The sequence below is a fragment of the Lactococcus petauri genome (assembly GCF_023499275.1).
In the GTDB taxonomy this organism is placed as follows: domain Bacteria; phylum Bacillota; class Bacilli; order Lactobacillales; family Streptococcaceae; genus Lactococcus; species Lactococcus petauri.
The window spans coordinates 419,290-442,065 of the sequence record NZ_CP094882.1 but is presented as its reverse complement, the minus strand read 5'-3'; the positions used below and the strand labels follow the sequence as shown (position 1 = coordinate 442,065).

The following is a 22,776-nucleotide window of genomic DNA, read 5'->3' as shown; positions in this document are numbered from 1 at the left end:
TGTTTGTTTCATTGTATCAAAAAAAATCCCTTTTTTCAGAGATTTTTTCTTTTATTTACCAAAGATTTGTTTTATCCAACTGGCTTTCTTGAGGATTCCGAGAAGGAGTACAGAGGTCCCTATTCCTGTAACTACTCCTCCTGTCCCAGCTGCATGCACAGCTATGGCATGTTTACGCGTTACAGCATCCTTATCCGCATCATCAAGTGAATTGATAGAGGTATGTTGTGATATCAGTGGGATATTTGCTTCCCTCCAGATATAAGGAAGTTCTCCTTTGGTAGAAACTTGAGTAGTTGTATTCTTATTTTCTATTTCTTGTGGCTTTATAGTTTCTGCTGGGGTAACTTCTGTTGTATCCTTTTTATCTTGATTATGTGCTCCCAGATTTTTAAGAGGTTGATCTCTTTCTGTATCCGACTCCGGGTTCTGTACCTCTACTTTTTCTGGTGTTGTTAGTGAAATTGAAGGTAAACTATTATCCGGCTGCTCTGGTACAATTGGAGGTGCTGTAGGTGTAATCGGCACAGGTTCGCCTACAGGTACCAAAGGAAGAGTATTATCCGGAATTATAGGGACTGTTGGTGTGATAGGAACAGGTTCACCTATGATTACTGGCGGAAGTGTAATATCTGGTGTTTCTGGAACGATCGGAGGCATTGTCGGCGTAATAGGCTGAGGGTTTTCAGGTGTTGTCGATCCACCGCCTGTATTTGCTTCCTCGGTTAACGAATTATTGGCACTTTTGTCCTGCAGTTCTTCAGCTTGGACACGTGAAACTGATGCAGAATAAGCTTGGCTCGGGTTCAGAATGATTGTTTGCCCTAATACTATGGTGGTTGCTAAAATTATACAATATCTTTTCTTTCTCATTCGCTTTTTGCCTCCTTTCTCATTATTTCTACTATACACCTTGTTTGAACGTATGCTGGGTTGCTATCGCTTCTTGCGCTCGACGGATACTTGGCTCAGCCAGTAAACTTTGCTCAACACGAGAATTTTTTATTTCTAGCTCTAATAGTTCAACTGCTTCATGCAAAGTTTGAACATCTTCTACACTTAAGACCTCAATAATATAGTTCAAGCTCTTGACATTCAGATACTTTTCAGGGAGTTCAGTACTTATTAATGTCTCAGATCCCAACGATTCCTCTAGACTATCAATCAGACATTGACTTTTTTGATTGTATTTAGGAAAAAGTTGCTTAACAAGAGCTTTTCGCCCAATGGGAAGTGTATTACTTCCAAATATCTTTTTGAAAATATCATTTAGAAAAATTCCCAGAGCCCATAAGGCAAAGCTCAACATAAACGTGATTAAGAAGGTTTCTAAAGCGGAACGATCCAGTTGCCCATGACCATGTATAAAAGAAAAATCGTTTATAATATAAAAAGCTAAGATAAGGACAGGAAAGCTGAACGCAAGTAAAGCCGAGCGGTAATTAATTTTGTACTGAATTTCTTGACGAAATTCGATCTTTATAACTTCAAGTTGATGGAGTTTGTCTTCTATTGTTTCGACTATTTCCATCAGTTCTTGGCAATGATCCAATGCCACACTTTCCTCCTTTCCCATAATTCCCTCTCTCTTCTCAATACTACATTTCTAAATTGTTCCAAAAATCCATCATCCGTAACTATTTATTCATCAAACAGTAAAAAAGACTTATTATTTACATTTTAACATTTTAATTTGCTGTTTTTTGTTACATTTATATTAAATAACAAAAAAAACATCCTAAGGATGTTTTTTATTCTTTTATTAATTGTGTTTCGATACATTCAATCGGTTAATCGCGCGATGAAGTGCAACTTCGGCACGTTTAGCTTCATCAGTCTTATGTGCCGCTTTAGCTTCTTCAAGCTCTTTTTCAGCACGAAGTTTTGCACGTTCGGCACGTGGAACATCGATATCACGATTACGCTCAGCAGAGTCTGCGATCACTGTAATCATACTATCCTTCACTTCAATAATACCGCCATTAACAGCAATATAATCAACGTGCTTCACATCATCAGGACGGCGCACCTTAAGTTCACTGATTTGTAAACCAGCGATTGTGGAAATCATGTTGGGTAAAATCCCCATATCTCCACCAATCGTATGCGCAAGAATGTAGGTTGCATGGTGATCATAAACGACACCCGCAGGAGTGATGACTTGAATAGCCATGACATTTTCACTCATTTCAGCAACCTCCTATCTTAATAACCCATTTTTTTAGCTTTTTCAAGAACGTCTTCGATTGGACCTACACCACGGAAAGCATCTTCTGGGATTGAATCGTATTTACCGTCAAGAATCGCTTTGAAATCTTCAACAGTTTTTTCAATTGGTACATATGATCCTGGTACACCAGTAAATGTTTCGGCAACGTTAAAGTTTTGTGAGAGGAAGAATTGGATACGACGTGCACGGTTAACCAATACTTTTTCATCATCAGACAATTCATCCATACCAAGAATAGCAATGATATCTTGTAATTCTTTATAACGTTGGAGCACACGTTGTACTTCCATAGCTACTGCATAGTGTTCTTCACCAACAATTTCAGGTGTAAGCGCACGTGATGAAGAAGCCAATGGATCAACGGCTGGGTAGATACCCATTTGTGTCAAACGACGTTCCAAGTTTGTTGTTGCATCCAAGTGAGCGAAGGCTGTTGCTGGCGCAGGGTCAGTATAGTCATCGGCTGGGACATAAATCGCTTGGATAGAAGTTACAGAACCTTGTTTTGTTGAAGTGATACGTTCTTGAAGTTGACCCATTTCAGTTGCAAGCGTAGGTTGGTAACCAACGGCTGATGGCATACGTCCTAAGAGGGCAGATACTTCTGAACCGGCTTGGGTGAAACGGAAGATATTATCAATGAAAAGCAAAACGTCTTGTTTTTCTACATCACGGAAATATTCAGCAATTGTCAAACCAGTAAGAGCAACACGCATACGTGCTCCAGGTGGCTCATTCATTTGACCGAAGACCATGGCTGTTTTTTCAATAACGCCTGATTCTTTCATTTCCCAGTAAAGGTCATTCCCTTCACGAGTACGTTCCCCAACACCAGTAAATACGGAAATACCACCGTGTTCTTGGGCAATATTGTGAATCAATTCTTGGATAAGAACGGTTTTACCAACTCCGGCACCCCCGAACAAGCCAATCTTACCACCTTTAAGGTATGGGGCAAGTAAGTCAATAACTTTAATCCCTGTAACAAGAATTTCATTTGCTGTTGAAAGTTCATCAAAAGATGGCGCTTTTTTATGGATAGGACTGCGTTCTGCATTTTCAGCAAACGCTTCGCCACCATCGATAGCATCTCCAAGTACATTGAAGACACGTCCAAGTGTTTCTTGACCGACAGGTACGCTGATTGCTTTACCTGTATCGAGAACTTCAAGTCCACGTGTTAAGCCATCAGTTGATTCCATAGCGATGGTACGTACGGCACCATCACCAAGTTCCAACGCCACTTCAAGGACGATTTTAGTTTTAACGCCGTCTACATCTTTATAAACGATGAGTGCGTTATTAATCTCAGGAAGAGTCGCGCCTGACGCAAATTCAACGTCGACAACGGGACCAATGACCTGAGTAATTTTACCAGAACTCAATATTTTTCCTCCTAGTTTATTTTTCTGTCTTTAATTCTTTAAGAAAGGTTACCACATGCTTAAAGCGCTGAGGCTCCTGCAACAATTTCCGTAATTTCTTGTGTAATTGCTGCTTGACGCGCGCGGTTATATTGTATTGTCAGATCGTTAATCACTGTTTTAGCATTATCTGTAGCTGTACGCATTGCGGACATACCAGCAGCATGTTCAGCTGTTTTAGCATCAACAATCGCACCATAGATCATGCTTTCAGCATATTGAGGTAAAAGTTGATCTAAAATAGCTTCGCGGCTTGGTTCCAGTTCGAAACTCACCAATGATACTGGTGCTTCATCTTCTGGTTCCTCTGATTCATCAAATGTAATCGGAAGCATTTTTTGCATGCGTGCTTCACTTGTCAATGAATTGATATGGTGATTGTAGCAAACATAGAGTTGATCAAACTCTTCATTTTGATAGCGAGATACAGCTTGACGTACAATTTCACGAACTTCTTCAAAACTTGGTTGGTCAGTCAAACCACGTAATTCGTAAGATAATTCTACGTTACGAGAGCGGAAAAAATCTGCTCCTGTTCCACCTAAAGCAAGAATACAATATTCTTCTGGTCCCCGGTGTTTTTCACGTAATTTATTCATGACTGACTTCAAGATATTAGAGTTGTAACCTCCTACAAGGCCACGATCTGAAGTGATAACTAAATATCCTGTTTTCTTAACGGGACGTTTAGTCATCATCGGATTTTTAGAAGGGCCACGATCTGCAGCAACCAAGTCGGTTGTCACTTGACGCACCTTATCTGCATAAACCTGATAAGTTTTCGCAATCTTTTCTGATTTTTGCAATTTCGCTGCAGATACCATTTGCATGGCACCAGTGATATGACTTGTTTTTTCGGTTGAAGCAATTTTTGATTTAATTTCGCTAAGTGAAGCGCCCATAATGAACCTCCTTATTTAACGTAATTTGTAGTTTTCTTGAAGGCTTTGATTGCATCGTCAAGTTTTGCTTCATCTGGCAAATCTTTAGTATCTGTAATGACTTGTAAAAGTTCAGCATAGTTGACATCGAAGAAATCAAACATTTTTTCTTCAAAATCGAGAATATCTTCTACGGGAACATCATCAAGATGGCCATGTGTCAATGCATAAAGAATAAGAACTTGTTTTTCAACAGCCAATGGTTTGTGTAACGGCTGTTTCAAGACTTCAACTGTACGACGACCACGGTTCAATTTAGCTTGTGTTGCTTCATCAAGGTCAGAACCGAACTGTGTAAATGCTTCAAGTTCACGGAATGATGCCAAGTCCAAACGGAGTGTTCCGGCAACTTTTTTCATTGCCTTGATTTGAGCGGCACCACCAACACGTGATACAGAAGATCCGGCATCGATGGCTGGACGAATACCTGAATAGAAAAGGTCGTTTTCGAGGAAGATTTGTCCATCTGTGATTGAGATAACGTTTGTAGCGATGTAGGCAGAGATATCTCCGGCTTGTGTCTCAATGAAAGGCAAGGCTGTCATTGAACCACCACCTAAGTCATCGCTCAATTGTGCCGCACGTTCCAAAAGACGTGAGTGGAGGTAGAATACATCCCCTGGGTAAGCTTCACGACCTGGTGGACGACGGAGCAAGAGTGAAAGTTCACGGTAAGCCACGGCTTGTTTAGATAAATCATCATAAACAACCAGAACGTGTTTACCATTGTACATGAATTCCTCACCCATAGCTGCACCCGCATAAGGTGCAATATAAAGTAATGGTGAAGGTTGTGATGCTGAAGCTGTTACAACGATTGTATAATCCATTGCTCCAAGTTTACGGAGTGCTTCAACTTGTGTACGAACTGTCGATTCTTTTTGACCAATGGCAACGTAAATACAGATAATGTCTTTACCTTTTTGGTTAAGAATTGCATCGATAGCTACAGATGTTTTACCTGTTTGACGGTCACCGATAATCAACTCACGTTGACCACGACCGATTGGTACAAGTGCATCAATAGCTTTAAGTCCAGTTTGGAGTGGTTCTGAAACAGATTTACGTTGCATAACACCTGAAGCTGGAGCCTCAACAGGACGTGTTTTACCTGTATTGATATCGCCTAAGCCATCAACGGGTTGTCCAAGTGCATTTACAACACGGCCGATGAGTTCTTCACCGACTTGAATTTCCATGATTTTACCTGTACGTTTTACTGTATCTCCTTCGCGGATGCTAAGGAAATCACCAAGTACGATAATACCAACGTCTGTACTGTCTAAGTTTTGCGCCATACCATATACGCCGTTGTCAAACTCGACAAGCTCACCGCTCATCGCATTTTCAAGGCCGTAAGCACGGGCGATACCGTCACCAACATAAGTGACGACACCAGTTTCAGCAACTTCAAAATCTGGTGTAAAATTTTCAATTTGTTGTTTAATCAGTGAGCTGATTTCATTCGCTTTGATTGCCAAATGTATTTTGCTCCTTTCTGAGTTTTCATGTTAAATGGCTGAGAATTTTTTCTCAAAGGAGATTCTTAGAGAATCTCTTTGGCAATTTTTGCCAATTGTGATTTGACAGAAGCATCAATGATTTTTCCACGTGAATTTACAATAAATCCACCGACAATCTTTTCATCTACTGTGTTCACGATTGTTACTTCGTTCAAATCAAATTTCGATTTAGCGAGAGCAACAAATTTTTCGATTTGTGTTTCGGTTAATTTCACGCTTGAAATGACCTCTACATCAGCAATTCTAAACATATCATCTGCTGTATTTTTAATTTCAGCAAGAATTTCTGCTAAATCAGCTAATCGTCCGTTTGCACGAACAGTATCAAGGAAATTTTTCATCAAAGGTGATGAATTTTCTTTGATACTGTCAATAACTTCTGATTTTGCTGCTGTAGAATATACTTCCGTTCCGAAGAAAGAAGCAAGATCATCTTCTTTAAAAAGTTGTGTCAGTTCGTTAACCTCAGAAAGAATAACTTCTAATTGAGATTGTTCCTCTGCAACTTCAAGCAAGGCTTTACTGTATTTTTGAGAATTGACTGTTGTCATTTTCAACCAACCCCCTATTCGCCAAGCTTAGCAATATAGCTGTCAATAAGTTCTGATTGTGCTTGTGAATCCAAAGATTGACCGATGAGTTTTTCAGCAATTTGTACTGAAATATCAGCAACATCCCCTTTAACTGAACTGAGCGCTTCTTTGCGTTCTTGCTCAATATCTTCTTGGGCACGTTTTTTCACATTCGCAGCTTCTTCATTGGCTGTTGCCAAGATATTTGCACGATTTTGTTTAGCTGTATCATTGGCAGTTTGGATAATGTTGGCAGCTTCTTCTTTAGAACCTGCAAGTTCATTTTCACGTTGCGCTAATAATGTTTCTGCTTCTTTTTTTGACAGTTCTGCAGTTGTAATATCGTTGTTGATTTTATTTGCACGTTCTTCAAAGATACCTGTAATAGCACCCCACGCAAATTTACGAACCAAGATCAGCAAGATGATGAATGCACCGCTGACAACGATAATATTACCAAGAACTGTATTCGGAGCAGTTTCTAATAATGTAGTAAGCATTTCTACTCCTTTCCTAGTGTTCTGCTAAAATTTTGTGGCTAATGTAAAGATTTGTCAAAAGAACAAATACATAAGCCTGAAGAGATGAAATAAAGATTGAGAATGCTATCCAAGCCATTGCTAAAATCCATGTCACAGGAAGAATAAACCAACCAGAATCGATCATTCCAGCAATAATCCCTAGAAGAACTTCTCCGGCAAAGATATTACCGTAAAGACGAAGTCCCATAGAAAGGGCATTTGTAAACTCTTCCATAATAGTCATCGGAAGCATTGCTTTAGGTTCTTTCCAAAAGGCATTTTTAATATAGCCTTTAAAGCCAAACTGTTTCACACCAAGGGTATTGGCGAGTACAATGACTAAGACTGCTAAAGTCAAGTCAACTGTTGAGTTTGCTGTTGGAGAGCGCCATAAGCTGATGTCACCCGGTGCAGTGATTTTAGTAACTAGCCCAATAATATTCGAAATCAAAAGGAAAGAAAAGAGTGTAAAACTCATGAGGGCATACTTTGGTGACTCTTTAGCACCTAGATTTTCACGTCCGATGCCGTTAATAAAGTCAACTACCCACTCAAGGACGTTTTGCTTACCTGTAGGCTTCAGTTGCATATTGCGACTTGCCCAATAAATCAGACCAAAGACAATTAAAACGGTCAAAGCTGTCATATATAGAATGACTCCGTCAAAAGTTATTGGTCCAACATTAAAAGTCCATGTTGATTCCATAGCTAGTCTTCCTTTCTAAATAATTGTTGAGTATAAAAGTTAAATCAACGATTTTTAGAACAAGAAAGCCATAGCTAAGGCGATGAAGAATGTACCTTCGGCAAAGGCAACACCAAGGAACATACTTCCGCGGAGTTTGCCTTCCATTTCTGGTTGGCGTGCAACAGCATTAATAAATGCTGAAACAATAAGTCCATCACCGATAGCGGCACCAAGTGCACTAATACCAATAGCTACTGCTTTAAGAGCTTCAATTGAGATTGTTGTCATTTAATGACCTCTTTCTATGTGCGATTTTTCGCAAATTTTTATTACTATGAAATTATAGTCCTATTCAATCCGTTTGTCAAAACTTAACCTAAGATTATCAAACATTTTTCTATAAATCGTTCGGCCTTTTTTGAGCAAACGTTTTCTTTAGGATTTATTTAAGTTTCAAGGTTTTATATTTTTATTTTAAGCTGTTTAACTTAGACGTTCTTCTTCCTTATAATCAATAGGAAGCCATTTTAAAACGGTCTCGATTTGTTTGGTCCAATAGTACCATTCATGTGTACCCGGCGATTTTTCATAACGAAGGTCAAAGCCTTTTTCCTCAAGAAGTTGAGCCGCTCTATTATTTCCAGAGATAAGATAATCTTGTTCCCCACACCAACTGTAAAGCTTGGGCTTTTCACCTTCATGATGTTCTGCAAGATAGAGAATGCTGTTTTCACTATCATTAAAGTGATCAAGGTCACCAAAAATTCCGGTCCAATAAGCTTCATTCTCAGCACTTTGTTCTTTTAGGTCAGTCATATCTAACGCTCCTGATAAACTTGCTGCATAACTGAAGTTTTTCGTAGCCAAAGCCAGCTTGAATGCGCCATAACCTCCCATCGACAAACCTGCGATAAAATTCTTTTCTCTCTTGCTGCTCAAGTTAGGAAAGAAATTATGTACCACTTGTGGCAATTCCTTTGCAATTGCATCAAAATATCTCATACCATAATTAGTATTAGTATAGAAGCCCAAATCAGTTGAAGGCATGACAATGGCAAGTTGAGAATGACGAATCAAACGATCAATCCCCGTTCTTATAAGCCATGAATCTTCATTTCCAGACATCCCATGCAATAGATAAAGCACTGGAATATCTTTTCCATCTTTTACACCTGTTTTACTAGCTTCTGGATAAATCACATTAAACTTACGATTCATCCCCAGTACTTCGGAGTAATATTCAATATTTATAATAGCCATTTTTCCTCCCATCCCGTTTACTTTTATGATTCAAGTAAACGTTTCCTACTATTATAACATAAGAATTATTACATATCGCCTTATTCTCATTGCTATTCAATCAAAAAGCAACGCTGTTTTGTCATATAGTATGTAACATTTTTTGTACCCAAACTTACTTTACTGTTTGAATTTGCCAAGTGCCTTTTTTATAAAGGAAACGGGTTGCTCCTTGCTGGTCTGTCCGATAAATTTTTATTCCTCGTGCAGTTAATTGGTGAAGCGTTTCTTGACTCGGATGTTTATATCGATTATTCTTTCCAGCAGAAATAAGAGCAACCTTAGGCTTAATCGCTTCTAAAAAACCTTCCTTTGTAGAAGTCTTACTGCCATGATGTCCAACTTTTAGGATATCAACTTCTAAATGTGGATATTCTTTCTGGAGTTTAACCTCTCCCTCTTCTTCTAAGTCACCTGTAAAAAGAAATTTCTTCCCATAAAATTCACCAAACGTCACTAAAGAATTATCATTATCGCTTTTTCCTTCACCTCCTGTCGTTAGAAACCGGAGATAACTGTTAAATATGGGGAGCTTGTCTCCCTCTTGCACAATGTGAATCTGACTTTTTAAGCTGCTTAGTTTTTTAACAAAATTTTTCTTCTCTAATGCACTAGCTGATACATAAATATTTTTTATTGGTACTTTCTGAGCTACACTCTCCAAGTCGCCAATATGATCCTCATCTGGATGTGTCACAATCAGAACATCTACTTTGCTCACTCCACTCGCTCTCAGATAAGGTAGAAGTGTACTTTCAGCATTGCTCTTATAAATTCCCTCCTTCCACTGCTCATCAGCTCTTATTTTTAATCTACCGCCAGTATCAATTAAGATATTTTGACTGTTCCACCTGTCTTGCAAGAGAATGCTGTCTCCTTGGCCCACATCTACCATTGTAATATTTGGGTGTTTAGGATTTTTAACAAGGAAAAAAAGAAAGAAAAGGACAATTATTACAACTAAGTTCCAGTTCCTTTTTCTGTAAAAATCGAGTGCAAGTCCACTTAGCATAAAAAGCAAAAGTAAAAAAATAAGATTTGGTTTGCCAAATACAATCGGTTTATCAAATAAACTGCCAACCAGTCTTACTATTGATTCTAAAATAATAAAAAAAGGATTAAGTAATGTAAGATCAATGCCGAATAAAGAAAGGAGAAAGACAAAAAGTAAACCAGGCAAAAGTAAAAAATCAAAAATCAGACTAAATAATAAAGTCAATATAATCGATAATGGTTGGAAAGAATGGAAGTGAAAAATCAAAAGCGGAAGTACCCCAACAGCTAGAACAGTAGAATCAAGTAATGCTCTTTTTAATCCTTTTAGTTCATTGAATTTTTGTGAAAAAAATGTGATTAAGAAAGAATAGAGCATCGTCAGTTGTCCTCCTGTTGTCAGTAGGAAATATGGACTGAATATCATTAAAAGAAGAAAAGTGATAGAAAATCTATCGCTTGAATTTTTAATAGGTATATTTTTTTGAAGAAGCGCACGTAAGATTGAGAGAGATAAGCCAGTAAGAAAAGCATAAAATATCGAAAAGGGAATTTGGATAAAATAGACCAACTTTCTTGATAAACCTAGCCTTAATAAAATATTTCGAAGAAGTTCAATAAAAAAATTTACCTGCATCCCTGACAGGGCAAATAAATGGATAATACCGAGGCTAGTATAAAGTTCCCCCATTTCTTCAAAGTCTTTATCCAACCAACCAAAAAGAAGCCCTGTCATATAGGACGACATGGGAGAAGGAAAATGTTCTTGTGTCCAAAGAATAGCTTTTCGGCGTACCAGCCGTAAATCAAAGTCATGTTTTTCTTCAAATCCTTCAATTTTTTCTATTTTAAGAAGTCGGGAAATACCTTGCGTCCTTAAATACTTTCTGTAATCAAAACCTGAAAAGTTTCTTTGCTCTTCTGGTATCTCTAATGTGCCTTCAATGTAAAAAATCCCCTTTATCCTAAGATTTTTAAAGTATTCTTTTTCTTTTTCCGAAGTCAATGTGTAAAAAGCTTGGAAATCTCTTCCGTTCACTTCTCCCCTGAAACTGAGTCTGTTTCCATTCACTTGAAGAGTATCCATATAAGGGGTAATCTTCGAAATTTTTTCTGGTTGTTGTATTTCCTGTACTTCTGTCTCTTTTTTTACCATGAGTAAGAAGAAACTAAAGCACAGTAAAAGGGCTAACAAACTATAGTATTGACGATAAAAAGCGATGAAGAGACTAAACAAACTAAGAATAAGTAAAGGCCATGAAAAACTGAAAATAAGAAAATAAACAAAAACTAAGAGATATACTAAATAGATAAGCGTAAATTTTTGTTTCATCTAACTGCCAGAGCCTTTCTTAATCTACAGTGATTGCTTCTTTTAACTTTTCTAATGTTTTAGGACCAAAGCCACTTACCTTGGTCAATTCTTCCACTGACTCAAAAGAACCATTTTCAGAACGGTAATCCAGAATATCTTGCGCTTTTTTTGCTCCTACACCACTAAGCTGCTGCAATTCAGTTAAATCAGCTGTATTAATATTAATTTTAGTTTTTTCAGCTGTTTTACTGGTATTATCTTTGGTTTCTAACAAGTGATTTGTATCTGTTTCTCCTCTCACTGGAACATAGACCTCTGCTTCATCTTGTAATTTTTTTGCCAGATTTATTCCCTTCCTTTCTGCTTCTTCTGTAAAGCCCCCAGCACTTGCTACTGCATCAGATACACGCTTTTTGGAGGATAACTTGTAGATGCCTGGCTTTTTGACAGCACCTTTGACATCAACGACGATTTCATTCTCATCTTCGTCTTTTTCTACTTTTTTCTTTCCTGTAGCTTCTTTTTCCTTGCTCAGCTCCGCCCACTCGGACTGCTTTTCTTCTTGCTTTGGAATATCTAAAACTTTTTTATTCCAATAAAAAGCCCCTAAAATAGTTACTGCCAAAACAATTCCAACAACGATTTTCCAATTTTCTTTTACATATTCTGATATTTTTTTCATAGTTCTAAATACGAAAAAACATGTAGTTTTTCACTACATGTTTTTATAAAAATTTTTTTAAATTCCAAAACTCACGATAATCAGACCTACAACTACTAAAACAGCAAGAAAACCAGCATTTACTAAGGCAAAGTATTTTACAAATCCTGCCGTTTCACCACGTGCTTGAACGCGAATGATTTTATAGGCAATCAACGTTGCCATTGAAGCTACCATCGTCCCTATACCACCAATATCTGCTCCGATAACGACAGAAACGGCATGAGGAGTAAAAGGTGATATAAGAATTGGTGCTGCGATATTAGAGATAATCTGGCTCATAAAGACTGTGCCTAAGAAGGACATCTGTGGGCCAACAAAGGTATTGCTAATAAAGTCCGTAAGTACTTGAATATTTGCGATATTTCCTACAATCAAGAAGAAGAAAACAAAGGTAAGAAGTAAATGGTAATCAACACCCTTAAAAAGTTCGGGGCGATAGAAAAGAACAATTACAGCAACAATAGCTACAGCAAGATAAAAGTTAACATAACCAAATACAGCTGCGGCCATTAAAATCATTAAAGCAATAAAGATTGAGGTTTCTAATCGATTAAACTTGTTTACTTTTGTTTCAATGACCAAGGGTTCGTTGTCAATAAATTGGCAAGCCAAGTTCAAGAGCAGAAAGCCTGCGAGCCATAGTAATCCTGTTCCTTTAAAAAATTCTAAATTTGTCAATGACTGCCCCAAATGATGTGCTGGGTTTTGATAAAAAGAATATAAATAAAGATTGTGAGGATTACCTTGCGGTAAAAGACTTGAGCCTGTATGACAAGCAGGTACAATCATCGCGGCTCCAATGTAAACAGACTTACGATTTTTTATTTCTCGAGTAATCGTCAAGTAAAGCGGTAAAATCGTCAATATGGTGAGATCATTAGTAAAAAATACGGCAAAAAAGAAGGCCAGCATTGTGGTGAATCGTACAAGCTGACGCGTTGTTTTACTTCTTTTAACCAATGTTTGGCCCATATAGGACAAAATACCAGTAGATCGAAAACCAGCAATAACTAACATTAAACCAAAAACAGTTACAATGACTTTGTTATCAAAAAATTCAGTCTGTATTCCGCCCATACTCACTGAAATAACGGCGATAATAAACGATACAAGAAAGACCTTATCAACAATAAAAAACTGGGTCAACTTTTTGAAAGCATTGTCTGGCTTTCTTGTGATTTGCTGTTCCATGTTTTCTCCTTAAAAAACTGATTAATTGCACTCCTACAATTATACAACTTTTTTCCATGAAATTACGAAAAAGATTATAAAAAAACGGATTTTTTTTTAGAAGAAAAAATACAGCAAGGATTATCGGTTCTAAAAAAGTTACTTTAAATAAATAAAAAGTACTGTTTACAGTACTTTTGTCGTCCAAGATTCACAATTCCAAGTCTCAGTTGCAACATCTTGGTAGAATTCTGGTTCATGTGAAATTAAAAGAATTGTTCCCTTATATTCTTGTAAGGCACGTTTGAGTTCATCCTTGGCATCCACATCCAAATGATTGGTTGGCTCATCAAGGACAAGAACGTTACTTTCAGCATTCATTAATTTACACAAGCGAACTTTAGCTTTTTCACCACCACTTAAAACCGCAACTTTACTTTCAATATGTTTTTTTGTTAAGCCACAACGTGCCAATGCAGCCCGAACTTCCGCTTGGTTCATTGCCGGGAAAGTATCCCAAATCTCTTCCAAACATGTTTTCCCATTGTCACTTTTCACTTCTTGTTCAAAATAACCAATTTCTAATTTTTCACCACGTTGAACTTCTCCGTCAATGGCTTGTATTTCTCCCAAAATGCTGCGCAAGAGAGTTGTTTTACCAATCCCGTTTGCCCCTGTAAAAACTATCTTCTGGCCGCGCTCAGCCCGTAAGTTGAGTGGGCGTGACAAAGGCTCCGTATATCCAATAACTAAATCTTTAGTCTCAAAAATAAGTTTACTTGAAGTTGCACCTTTTTTGAAATCAAATTGCGGTTTTGGTCGCTCTGCACTTAATTCAATCATGTCCATTTTATCTAGTTTTTTCTGACGGGACATTGCCATATTTCGTGTCGCAACACGTGCTTTATTTCGTGCAACAAAATCTTTAAGATCTGCAATTTCTGATTGCTGGCGTTTATATGCGGCCAATTCTTGTTTTTTCTTCATTTCATAGACAGACTGGAAGGCTTCGTAATTGCCAACATAACGATCTAAGGAACCATTTTCCATATGGTAAATGATGTTAATAACAGAACTTAAGAAAGGAATGTCATGCGAGATTAAGATAAAGGCATTTTCATAATCTAAGAGATACTGCTTAAGCCATGCAATATGCTCTTCATCCAAATAGTTTGTTGGCTCATCCAACATCAGGATTTCGGGTTTCGTCAGCAAGAGTTTTGCCAAAAGAACCTTGGTACGTTGGCCACCAGACAGATCTTCAACATCTCGCTCAAAGCCGATTTCATGAAGACCAAGTCCGCGTCCGATTTCCTCCACTTTAGAGTTAATTTGATAAAAGTCACTTTGCTCTAGAATATCTTGTAGTTCGCCGACTTCTTCCAAAAGTTGATCCATTTCTTCTGGAGTCACATCTCCCATTTTCAAATACAGATCATTAATTTCCGCTTCAATATCAAAAAGATACTGAAAGGCACTTGAAAGAACATCACGGATTGTTTGCCCTTTTTGTAAGACTGCATGTTGATCTAAGTAACCCACGCGAACTTTTTTTGACCATTCTACTTTACCTTCATCGGGTTGTAAAGCTCCTGTGATGATATTCATAAAGGTGGATTTACCTTCACCATTCGCACCGACCAGCCCGACATGTTCGCCTTTAAGAAGACGGAAAGACACATTTTCAAAAATCACGCGCTCACCAAAGCCATGCGATAAATTTTTTACATTGATAATACTCATATTACAGCTCTTTCTTTTTTACATACTGTTTAATAGTTTAACACAAAAAGTTAAAAGTAGGAAGTTGAGTATACCCTTAAGTAAAGATTATTCCTCATTTATTATTTTGTTCAGATAAGTAAAAACTGATCCAGAGGATCAGCTTACTATTTCTGTAAAAAAAGAGGTACGGTTAACATAACAATATCAAAGATAAGATGCACTGTCCAAGAAGTCCAGATTGATTTTGTTTTCAGATAAGCATAGTTAAATATCAAACGGGCAGCTCCCTGCACGAGTAAGATTTGAACAATTGTTCTTAGTACATCCCCGCCAAAATAAGTTTGAAAATGAACCATACCGAAAATAAAAGCTGTCAGCAAGGTACTAATCCATGTCGGCCAAGCAAATTTTTTACGAAAAGTTTCCAGAAGAGTTATCGAAAAAAGTTCTTCTCCCATCAGCATAAAAGGTACAAAAGGTAGGAGCGCTAGATTTCCAATGGCCTCGTTGCCATGATTTCCGGCTAAGCCAAAGATTATCTGCACCAAAGCTCCACCAATAAATGACCAAATAACATTTGCAAAAAAGCAAAGAATAATTATTTTAAGATACTTACCTTCTGGCTTTCTAAACCATTCCAGTGCGGAGTTTTTAAAGATAAGTGCAGCAGCTAAAAGGCTAAATACTAGCAATGTCAACTCTTGAAAAAGACCGATATGTAAATTTACAGATCCCATAAGATAAAATCCGATAAAAAGAAGACCGAAGCCAATTAGTGCTTTTATTATCTCCTTGCTTTTTACTTCCATAGTTCTACTCCTAATTTTCATAAATATTGATGGACTTATTTTATAAGATTAATTATCGATTGTCAATATATTTTTATTGATATGAGATGTTTTTGTATTGAAATTATATAACAATTCTAAAAAAACTCCTTATATAAGGAGTTTTTAGTTTGATATTGAGATTGTTTCAGACAAGGTGTCTGAGAGCTGTTTCAATCGGGAAAAAGCTGTGCTTTTTCTTTATCCGATACGCGTGATGATTTTCTTACGAAAATCTCTATCCACTGATTCAATCGGGAAAAAGCTGTGCTTTTTCTTTAACCGATTGAACCCTCCATGCTGTAAGAAATCAATCGGTTGAGTTCTACTGCATACTCCATTGGGAGTTCTTTAGTAAAGGGTTCAATAAAGCCCATCACAATCATATCTGTGGCTTCTTTTTCTGTTAAACCACGGCTCATCAAATAGTATAACTGTTCTTCTGAGATTTTAGATACTTTGGCTTCATGTTCCAAGGCAACTTGTGAGTTATGAATCTCATTAAATGGAATTGTATCTGATTTTGAAATATCATCCATAATAATCGTGTCACATTCAATATGTGATTTAGAATGTGCAGAGTTTTTGTTGAAGGTTACTTGTCCACGATAATTTACAGCTCCACCAGATTTAGAAATGGATTTAGAAATAATCGATGAGCTTGTATTTGGTGCATTATGAATCATTTTGGCACCTGTATCTTGCTCTTGATTTGCGTTAGCAAAGGCGATTGAAAGCATTGTACCACGTGCGCCAGGACCGTCTAAATAGACAGCTGGATACTTCATAGAGACACGTGAGCCTAAGTTACCATCAATCCATTCCACAGTTGCATTTGCCTCTGCTTTGGCTCGTTTTGTTACCAAGTTATAGACATTATCTGACCAGTTTTGAATGGTTGAATAACGCATATATCCGCCTTCTTCACAGAAGATTTCAACAACAGCAGCATGCAAGCTGGCTGATGAATATGTTGGTGCAGTACAACCTTCCACATATTGGATAGAAGCACCTTCATCAACAATGATTAAAGTACGTTCAAACTGACCAGACTTTTCGTTATTAATACGGAAATAGGCTTGGATAGGAATTTCACATTTTACCCCTTTAGGCACATAAACGAAGCTTCCTCCAGACCAAACTGCTGAATTCAAAGCAGCTAATTTATTGTCTGTTGGTGGCACGAGCTTTGCAAAGTATTTTTTGAAAAGCTCCGGATATTCTTTCAGAGCAGAATCCGTATCGGTGAAGACGATACCAAGTTTTTCAAATTCTTCCTTCATGTTGTGATAAACAACTTCTGACTCATACTGTGCTGATGCTCCTGCTAGGTAAGCACGCTCTGCTTCTGGGATACCAATTTTTTCAAAGGTTTCCTTAATTTCATCAGGAACTTCTTCCCAAGTACGGGCAGGTTTATCGGTGGGTTTTTGGTAATACACCACATCATCAAAATCAATGTCTGATAAATCAGGCCCCCATTCTGGGAGATCTAATTTTTTGAAGGCTTCGAAGGACTTGAGGCGGAAATCCAGCATCCATTCTGGTTCTTCTTTTGCGGCCGACATTGTACGTATCACATCTTCTGTCAGACCTGTTCCTGTAGACATGACTAATTCAGCATTATCATGAAAACCAAATTTATATTCTTCTAATACTGGAACTTCTTCTGTCATTATTTTCCTCTCTTTATTTGCATTTTAGTGAGATTCAGATACAGTCGCGGTACCATCTGTCTCAATCGCTTTTTTCAAGGCATTCCAGGCTAACGTTGAACATTTTACTCGCTGCGGAAATTTCGACACTCCTGCAAGGAATTGTGCATCTCCTAAACGCTCCTGCGCTTCTTCTACGTGTCCTGTCACCATTTCTGAAAAAATCTTTGCCAATTCCAAAGCTTCGGCTTTTGTCTTGCCAATCACAGCTTCCGTCATCATTGAGGCAGATGCTGTTGAAATTGTACAACCGTGCCCGCTAAAGGCAATATCGCTAATCTTATCTTCTGTAAACGCAACAGTCAAGCGAATGACGTCTCCACAGGTTGGATTATTTAAATCAACAACACAAGCCTGTTGTAATTCACCTGCATGACGTGGCGCAGAAGAGTGATCAAGAATTACTGCACGGTATAAATTATCTAATTTTGAAAGTGCCATTCTTTTTCTCCGTTTTTTTGAATACTATAAGCCGAAAAACTCTTTTGTCTTCAAAAGAGCATCCACCAGTTTATCGCAGTCTGCTTTTGTATTATAAATATAAAAACTTGCGCGTGCTGTTGACGCTTGACCAAGGTAATTAAGCAAAGGCTGTGCGCAATGATGCCCAGCGCGTACAGCCACACCTTCCATATCCAAAGCTGTCGCCAAATCGTGAGGATGAAGTCCTCGGATATTAAAGGCAATCACACCACTGCGCTCTTCAACAGCTTCTGGACCATAAACTTCCAAACCTTCAATCGCTTTTAGTTTAGGCATCACATAAGCTACAAGCTCTTGCTCATACCGATGAATATTGTCCATTCCTATTGCCTCAAGGTAGTCAATAGCTGCCCCGAGTGCGATAGCTCCCGCAATATTTGGTGTGCCCGCTTCAAACTTCCATGGCAACTCCGTCCATGTCGAGTGACTTTCATAAACGAAGTCAATCATTTCCCCACCAAATTCGATAGGATTCATTTGATTAAGCAAAGTCTCTTTTCCATAAAGAACACCAATTCCTGTTGGACCACACATTTTATGCCCCGAAAAAGCAAAGAAATCTACATCCAACTCTTGGACATTAATTTTCATATGCGGAACAGACTGCGCACCATCAACGACAAAATAGGCACCGTGATGATGAACTAGCTCTGCAATTTCCTTAATCGGAGTGATTGAACCTAGGACATTTGAGGCATGTGTTAAGCTTACAAATTTTGTTCTGGTCGTCAGTTTTTCTTTTAAGTCGTCAACGTCTAAAGCACCGTCTTTCAGATAGACAATTTTTAGAATTGCTCCCGTTTTTTCAGCAACTTGTTGCCAAGGGACAAAGTTTGAGTGGTGCTCCGCAACGGAAATAATAATCTCATCACCTGCTGTTAAGGTTTGCTCCGCAAATTTTGAGACCCAGTTTAAACTCGTTGTTGTTCCACGAGTGAACAATACTTCTTTCGTAGACGCAGCATGAATAAACTTTCGAACCTTTTCACGTGCTGCCTCATAATCTGCAGTTGCACGCTCTGCAAGCGTATGAACCCCGCGATGAACATTGGCATTATCATGCTCATAATAGTTTGTCAAAACATCCAACACCTGCTGTGGCTTTTGGGTGGTGGCTGCATTGTCCAAGTAGACTAATGGTTCGTCATTAACTTTTTGATTAAGAATTTTAAAGTCTTTTGTTAAGTCAATCATTAGATTGCCAACTTTCTCTCGATAATTGAGATAAATTCATCACGAACGGCTTTAATTGGAATTTCAGTTACAACTGCACCGAGGAAACCTCGAATAACAAGACGTTTGGCTGTTGTTTCATCTAAGCCTCGACTCATAAGGTAGTACATATCCTCAGGATCAACCTGACCAATAGAAGCTGCGTGTCCTGCAGTTACGTCATTTTCCTCAATGAGCAAAATAGGATTGGCATCACTACGAGCACGGTCTGAAAGCATCAATACTCGGCTTTCTTGTTGCGCATCCGCCCCTTTAGCCCCGCGCATGATTTGACCAATTCCATTAAAAGTTAATGTGCCTCGATCAAGAATAACACCATGTTGCAAGATATGCCCTACTGAATTACGGCCAAAGTTTGTCACACGAGTATCAATCCCTTGGATTTGTTTACCCATAGATAATCCAACAACTTTGATTTGTGAGTGGCTTCCATCACCTTTTAAATCGCTGTCAAAATCACAAATAACATTGCCATCATTCATTGTTCCGATAGACCAATCAATTGTAGCATTATTTGCTAAATGCCCGCGACGACTGATATAAGCTGTGACATGTTCTCCTAAACGGTCAATAGCCGCAAATTTCACTTGCGCACCTTCAAGGGCAATAACTTCGATAGAAAGATTACCTGTGACCTTAACGTTGCCATCACCGATACTTTCCAAACGTTCCAAATAATCAAGCTTACTGTTACGACCAGCAATAATTAAGATGTGTTTATTGAAAGGCAAATCTGACTCAGAATCCTGATAGAACTTTGCTTCTACAGGCATGTCAATTTCAACATTGTCCGGAATATAAAGAACCGCGCCAGAGTTGAAACTGGCAACATTGCTTGCTGCTAAACGATCTTCTGTATAGCTCACAGCTTTGCCGAAATAATTTTCGACTATCTCAGGAATTTCTTCCATCGCTGAAGCAAAATCAGTGAAAACAACACCTTTTTCAGCCAAATCTGGACGCATTTGCTCCATAACATTTTGGCTGCCTACTTGTACCAAAAGTGGGTGATTTGGTAGTTCTGTAAAGCTTGGAACGTTTCCACTTGGCTCAGAATCCCCTATTTCTGTATTATCCAAGCCCCAACGATTGAATTTCACACGCTCAATATTGGGCATCTCTAACTCTGTCATAGCCTCAAAGGCGGTTTGACGAAGCTCTGATAACCAGTTTGGTTCAGCATGCATGAGCGAGAAATTTTTTATTTTTTCATTCATTTAATTGTATCTCCATGATGTATTTGGTGATGTATGACTTTCTGTCCCTTAACACCTCATACGACCTCAACCTATGCTTCTTCCTTATATTCAATCCCTAATTCTTCAGAGATTTTAGCATATCCTTCTTTTTCAAGACGTTTCGCAAGTTCGGCTCCGCCTGTCATAACAACGCGGCCTTCCATCATGATGTGAACGACATCTGGGGTAATATAGTCGAGTAAACGTTGATAGTGGGTAATGATAAGGGCACCAAAACTATCGCCACGCATAGCGTTCACCCCTTTTGAGACTACTTTAAGCGCATCGATATCAAGCCCAGAGTCAATTTCATCCAAAATAGCAAAAGTTGGTTCTAACATCAAGAGTTGGAGGATTTCATTACGTTTCTTCTCCCCACCAGAGAAGCCTTCATTGAGGTAACGCTCTGCCATCTCTTCTTTCATGTTAAGTAATTCCATATTTTTATCCAATTTTTTGATGAAATCCATAACAGAAATTTTATCATCTTCTGCACGTTTAGCATTAATGGCTGCACGCATAAATTCAGCGTTTGTAATCCCTGGAATTTCAGAAGGGTACTGCATCGCAAGGAATAATCCAAGGCGAGCGCGTTCATCGACTTCTAATTCAAGGACATTTTCACCATCAAATAGAATTTCTCCTTCAGTGACTGTGTAACTTGGATTTCCCATAATTGCTGCTGACAAGGTTGATTTCCCTGTACCGTTTGGACCCATGATTGCATGTACTTCATTGGTATTAATAGTAAGGTTTACACCTTTAAGGATTTCTTTGTCTTCAATGCTCACATGAAGATTTTTAATTTCTAAAGTTGCCATTCTAACTCCTTCAATTCATAAGTAAAATATCTTTTACACTTCACCCTCCATTATAACAAAAAAAACAGACGAAAAGCTCATTTCCGTTCTGTTTTGTCGTGTTTATATTTTCTTTTACGTTTCTTACTTATAACTTGCTCTCGATACTCCGAACTGCCAATGAACCTCAAAACATTGAGGAAAGGTTGGCGGTCTTTACCAAGTATACCGACCAAGTCAATAAACAGCCCCAGTCCAAGCAGCAAAGCAATAATTAAGAATATACCACCGATCCGGCTGGAAACTTGTAGGATCAAGGAAATAAAGGCAAAAATTCCAGCTATGCCATAAATAACTAATACAGCGCCTCGATGAGTGAAGCCAATGTACATTAAACGGTGGTGCAGGTGCATTTTATCCGCACTAGAAATTCTTTGATTATTCAGTTTTCGCCGCACCATTGCCACGATTGTATCTGTTAATGGAACACCTAAAATCAAAAGTGGTGTTAGAACAGCTACTGCCGTTGCATTCTTTAAACCTTGCAGGGACACAACCGATATCATAAATCCCAAAAACAGTGCACCAGTATCTCCTAGATAGATAATTGCTGGATGATAGTTATATGGGAAGAAGCCCATAATGGCGGCAACTAAGGTAAAAATGGTAATAGGCAAGAAGATACTTGAACCTGGTAAAAAGAAGTAAGACACAATCCCCATGGTAAAGAGTGAAATCACGGAGACACCACTGGCTAAACCATCTAGGCCATCGATCAGATTAACCGCATTTGTAATCGACACAATCCAAAAAACGGTAAAAATAAAGGATAACCAAGCGGGAAACTCAAGAAAAGGACCACCGAAAGGAATTTTAAGATTGTCAAAACGTGCATGGGTAAAAAACCATGTGATTGAAGCAGCGAGAAGCAACCCAGCCATCTTCATCTTAGGGGAGATTTCTTTGATGTCATCAATCAATCCCGTAAGGACAACAATACCACCTGCTACAATAAAAGGTGCAATGTAGTTGATATAAGTCACAAAATGTGGCTTAATTCCTTCCGCCAACTGTTTGGGGCTCATCAGGGGAAGTTGTGGATAAACAATCATCGGGAGGATAAAAAGTGTCGCAATTGCAAAGGATGCAAAAATAGCTACTCCCCCTGCCGAGGGCATTATTTTAGTATTGACACGTCGCTTGTTAGGCTTATCTACAGCTCCAATTCGGCGTGAAACAAAGGTCATTAATGGGGTGAAAATCAAGGACATTCCAAATGTCACGAAGAGCACAATGAAGAACTCTACTGTGAAGGGAATCCCCTTAATTGGGATTTCTTTTATGGTATCTATCAT

General features: G+C 38.3%; 22 protein-coding genes. All 22 read right to left on the bottom strand.

The window, feature by feature from the left end:
* Positions 1-51 precede the first annotated feature (51 nt).
* The 22 genes from lgb_RS02145 to lgb_RS02040 all read right to left on the bottom strand — a co-directional run bounded on the left by lgb_RS02145 (position 52) and on the right by lgb_RS02040 (position 22,776).
* Positions 52-873 (bottom strand): hypothetical protein, encoded by an 822-nt coding sequence (locus tag lgb_RS02145; protein ID WP_019293621.1) that lies wholly within the window; start codon positions 871-873, stop codon positions 52-54.
* A gap of 31 nt (positions 874-904) precedes the next feature.
* The gene (locus tag lgb_RS02140; RefSeq protein WP_019293622.1) at positions 905-1,576 is read right to left on the bottom strand and encodes a hypothetical protein; all 672 of its coding nucleotides are present in this window, start codon (positions 1,574-1,576) and stop codon (positions 905-907) included.
* Positions 1,577-1,762: 186 nt separating this feature from the next.
* Positions 1,763-2,188: a F0F1 ATP synthase subunit epsilon gene (locus lgb_RS02135; RefSeq protein WP_019292091.1), complete on the bottom strand. Its 426-nt coding sequence runs from the start codon at positions 2,186-2,188 to the stop codon at positions 1,763-1,765.
* A 17-nt stretch (positions 2,189-2,205) separates the two neighbouring features.
* Positions 2,206-3,615 (bottom strand): F0F1 ATP synthase subunit beta, encoded by a 1,410-nt coding sequence (atpD, locus tag lgb_RS02130; RefSeq protein WP_004259151.1) that lies wholly within the window; start codon positions 3,613-3,615, stop codon positions 2,206-2,208.
* Positions 3,616-3,674: 59 nt separating this feature from the next.
* Complete coding sequence (locus lgb_RS02125; RefSeq protein ID WP_019293623.1) at positions 3,675-4,556, bottom strand: F0F1 ATP synthase subunit gamma; 882 nt, start codon at positions 4,554-4,556, stop codon at positions 3,675-3,677.
* 11 nt (positions 4,557-4,567) lie between these two features.
* Positions 4,568-6,076 (bottom strand): F0F1 ATP synthase subunit alpha, encoded by a 1,509-nt coding sequence (atpA, locus tag lgb_RS02120; RefSeq protein WP_004259170.1) that lies wholly within the window; start codon positions 6,074-6,076, stop codon positions 4,568-4,570.
* A gap of 65 nt (positions 6,077-6,141) precedes the next feature.
* Positions 6,142-6,669, bottom strand: coding sequence for a F0F1 ATP synthase subunit delta (locus tag lgb_RS02115; protein WP_019292093.1), 528 nt, complete (start codon positions 6,667-6,669; stop codon positions 6,142-6,144).
* 14 nt (positions 6,670-6,683) lie between these two features.
* Positions 6,684-7,190, bottom strand: a complete 507-nt coding sequence (gene atpF / locus lgb_RS02110; RefSeq protein WP_004259173.1) for a F0F1 ATP synthase subunit B — start codon at positions 7,188-7,190, stop codon at positions 6,684-6,686.
* A gap of 13 nt (positions 7,191-7,203) precedes the next feature.
* Entirely contained in the window at positions 7,204-7,917 is a 714-nt protein-coding gene (atpB, locus tag lgb_RS02105) for a F0F1 ATP synthase subunit A (RefSeq protein ID WP_019293624.1), read from the bottom strand.
* A 54-nt stretch (positions 7,918-7,971) separates the two neighbouring features.
* On the bottom strand, positions 7,972-8,187 hold the full coding sequence (locus lgb_RS02100) for a F0F1 ATP synthase subunit C (RefSeq protein WP_003135074.1): 216 nt from the start codon (positions 8,185-8,187) through the stop codon (positions 7,972-7,974).
* Positions 8,188-8,382: 195 nt separating this feature from the next.
* Positions 8,383-9,159 carry an alpha/beta hydrolase gene (locus tag lgb_RS02095; protein WP_029343492.1) on the bottom strand — a complete coding sequence of 259 codons (777 nt, stop codon included), beginning with the start codon at positions 9,157-9,159 and terminating at the stop codon, positions 8,383-8,385.
* 154 nt (positions 9,160-9,313) lie between these two features.
* Positions 9,314-11,524: a DNA internalization-related competence protein ComEC/Rec2 gene (locus tag lgb_RS02090; protein ID WP_019293626.1), complete on the bottom strand. Its 2,211-nt coding sequence runs from the start codon at positions 11,522-11,524 to the stop codon at positions 9,314-9,316.
* Positions 11,525-11,543: 19 nt separating this feature from the next.
* Complete coding sequence (locus lgb_RS02085; RefSeq protein WP_019293627.1) at positions 11,544-12,188, bottom strand: helix-hairpin-helix domain-containing protein; 645 nt, start codon at positions 12,186-12,188, stop codon at positions 11,544-11,546.
* Positions 12,189-12,245: 57 nt separating this feature from the next.
* Entirely contained in the window at positions 12,246-13,421 is a 1,176-nt protein-coding gene (locus lgb_RS02080) for an SLC13 family permease (RefSeq protein ID WP_019292097.1), read from the bottom strand.
* 165 nt (positions 13,422-13,586) lie between these two features.
* Positions 13,587-15,143: an ABC-F family ATP-binding cassette domain-containing protein gene (locus lgb_RS02075; protein WP_019292098.1), complete on the bottom strand. Its 1,557-nt coding sequence runs from the start codon at positions 15,141-15,143 to the stop codon at positions 13,587-13,589.
* Positions 15,144-15,289: 146 nt separating this feature from the next.
* On the bottom strand, positions 15,290-15,934 hold the full coding sequence (locus lgb_RS02070; RefSeq protein WP_019293598.1) for a CPBP family intramembrane glutamic endopeptidase: 645 nt from the start codon (positions 15,932-15,934) through the stop codon (positions 15,290-15,292).
* A gap of 296 nt (positions 15,935-16,230) precedes the next feature.
* A complete protein-coding gene (sufB, locus tag lgb_RS02065; protein ID WP_004259194.1) occupies positions 16,231-17,628 on the bottom strand; it encodes a Fe-S cluster assembly protein SufB in 1,398 nt (465 codons plus the stop codon).
* 24 nt (positions 17,629-17,652) lie between these two features.
* Complete coding sequence (gene sufU, locus lgb_RS02060; RefSeq protein WP_019292403.1) at positions 17,653-18,108, bottom strand: Fe-S cluster assembly sulfur transfer protein SufU; 456 nt, start codon at positions 18,106-18,108, stop codon at positions 17,653-17,655.
* A 24-nt stretch (positions 18,109-18,132) separates the two neighbouring features.
* Positions 18,133-19,344 (bottom strand): cysteine desulfurase, encoded by a 1,212-nt coding sequence (locus lgb_RS02055; protein WP_019292404.1) that lies wholly within the window; start codon positions 19,342-19,344, stop codon positions 18,133-18,135.
* Complete coding sequence (gene sufD, locus lgb_RS02050) at positions 19,344-20,600, bottom strand: Fe-S cluster assembly protein SufD (RefSeq protein WP_019293599.1); 1,257 nt, start codon at positions 20,598-20,600, stop codon at positions 19,344-19,346. Before sufD ends, lgb_RS02055 begins: the two co-directional genes overlap by 1 nt.
* A gap of 71 nt (positions 20,601-20,671) precedes the next feature.
* Positions 20,672-21,442 (bottom strand): Fe-S cluster assembly ATPase SufC, encoded by a 771-nt coding sequence (gene sufC, locus lgb_RS02045; protein WP_017368843.1) that lies wholly within the window; start codon positions 21,440-21,442, stop codon positions 20,672-20,674.
* A 77-nt stretch (positions 21,443-21,519) separates the two neighbouring features.
* Positions 21,520-22,776, bottom strand: a complete 1,257-nt coding sequence (locus lgb_RS02040; protein WP_019293600.1) for a glycosyltransferase family 4 protein — start codon at positions 22,774-22,776, stop codon at positions 21,520-21,522.

Coding starts and splice junctions, on each gene's coding strand:
- sufB (WP_004259194.1), bottom strand. CDS start 17,628: ATGACAGAAGAAGTTCCAGTATTAGAAGAATATAAATTTGGTTTTCAT.
- lgb_RS02115 (WP_019292093.1), bottom strand. CDS start 6,669: ATGACAACAGTCAATTCTCAAAAATACAGTAAAGCCTTGCTTGAAGTT.
- sufU (WP_019292403.1), bottom strand. CDS start 18,108: ATGGCACTTTCAAAATTAGATAATTTATACCGTGCAGTAATTCTTGAT.
- lgb_RS02075 (WP_019292098.1), bottom strand. CDS start 15,143: ATGAGTATTATCAATGTAAAAAATTTATCGCATGGCTTTGGTGAGCGC.
- sufC (WP_017368843.1), bottom strand. CDS start 21,442: ATGGCAACTTTAGAAATTAAAAATCTTCATGTGAGCATTGAAGACAAA.
- lgb_RS02135 (WP_019292091.1), bottom strand. CDS start 2,188: ATGAGTGAAAATGTCATGGCTATTCAAGTCATCACTCCTGCGGGTGTC.
- lgb_RS02055 (WP_019292404.1), bottom strand. CDS start 19,344: ATGATTGACTTAACAAAAGACTTTAAAATTCTTAATCAAAAAGTTAAT.
- lgb_RS02100 (WP_003135074.1), bottom strand. CDS start 8,187: ATGACAACAATCTCAATTGAAGCTCTTAAAGCAGTAGCTATTGGTATT.
- lgb_RS02125 (WP_019293623.1), bottom strand. CDS start 4,556: ATGGGCGCTTCACTTAGCGAAATTAAATCAAAAATTGCTTCAACCGAA.
- lgb_RS02095 (WP_029343492.1), bottom strand. CDS start 9,159: ATGGCTATTATAAATATTGAATATTACTCCGAAGTACTGGGGATGAAT.
- lgb_RS02040 (WP_019293600.1), bottom strand. CDS start 22,776: ATGATAGATACCATAAAAGAAATCCCAATTAAGGGGATTCCCTTCACA.
- lgb_RS02080 (WP_019292097.1), bottom strand. CDS start 13,421: ATGGAACAGCAAATCACAAGAAAGCCAGACAATGCTTTCAAAAAGTTG.
- lgb_RS02070 (WP_019293598.1), bottom strand. CDS start 15,934: ATGGAAGTAAAAAGCAAGGAGATAATAAAAGCACTAATTGGCTTCGGT.
- lgb_RS02145 (WP_019293621.1), bottom strand. CDS start 873: ATGAGAAAGAAAAGATATTGTATAATTTTAGCAACCACCATAGTATTA.
- lgb_RS02085 (WP_019293627.1), bottom strand. CDS start 12,188: ATGAAAAAAATATCAGAATATGTAAAAGAAAATTGGAAAATCGTTGTT.
- atpB (WP_019293624.1), bottom strand. CDS start 7,917: ATGGAATCAACATGGACTTTTAATGTTGGACCAATAACTTTTGACGGA.
- sufD (WP_019293599.1), bottom strand. CDS start 20,600: ATGAATGAAAAAATAAAAAATTTCTCGCTCATGCATGCTGAACCAAAC.
- lgb_RS02140 (WP_019293622.1), bottom strand. CDS start 1,576: ATGGGAAAGGAGGAAAGTGTGGCATTGGATCATTGCCAAGAACTGATG.
- atpF (WP_004259173.1), bottom strand. CDS start 7,190: ATGCTTACTACATTATTAGAAACTGCTCCGAATACAGTTCTTGGTAAT.
- lgb_RS02090 (WP_019293626.1), bottom strand. CDS start 11,524: ATGAAACAAAAATTTACGCTTATCTATTTAGTATATCTCTTAGTTTTT.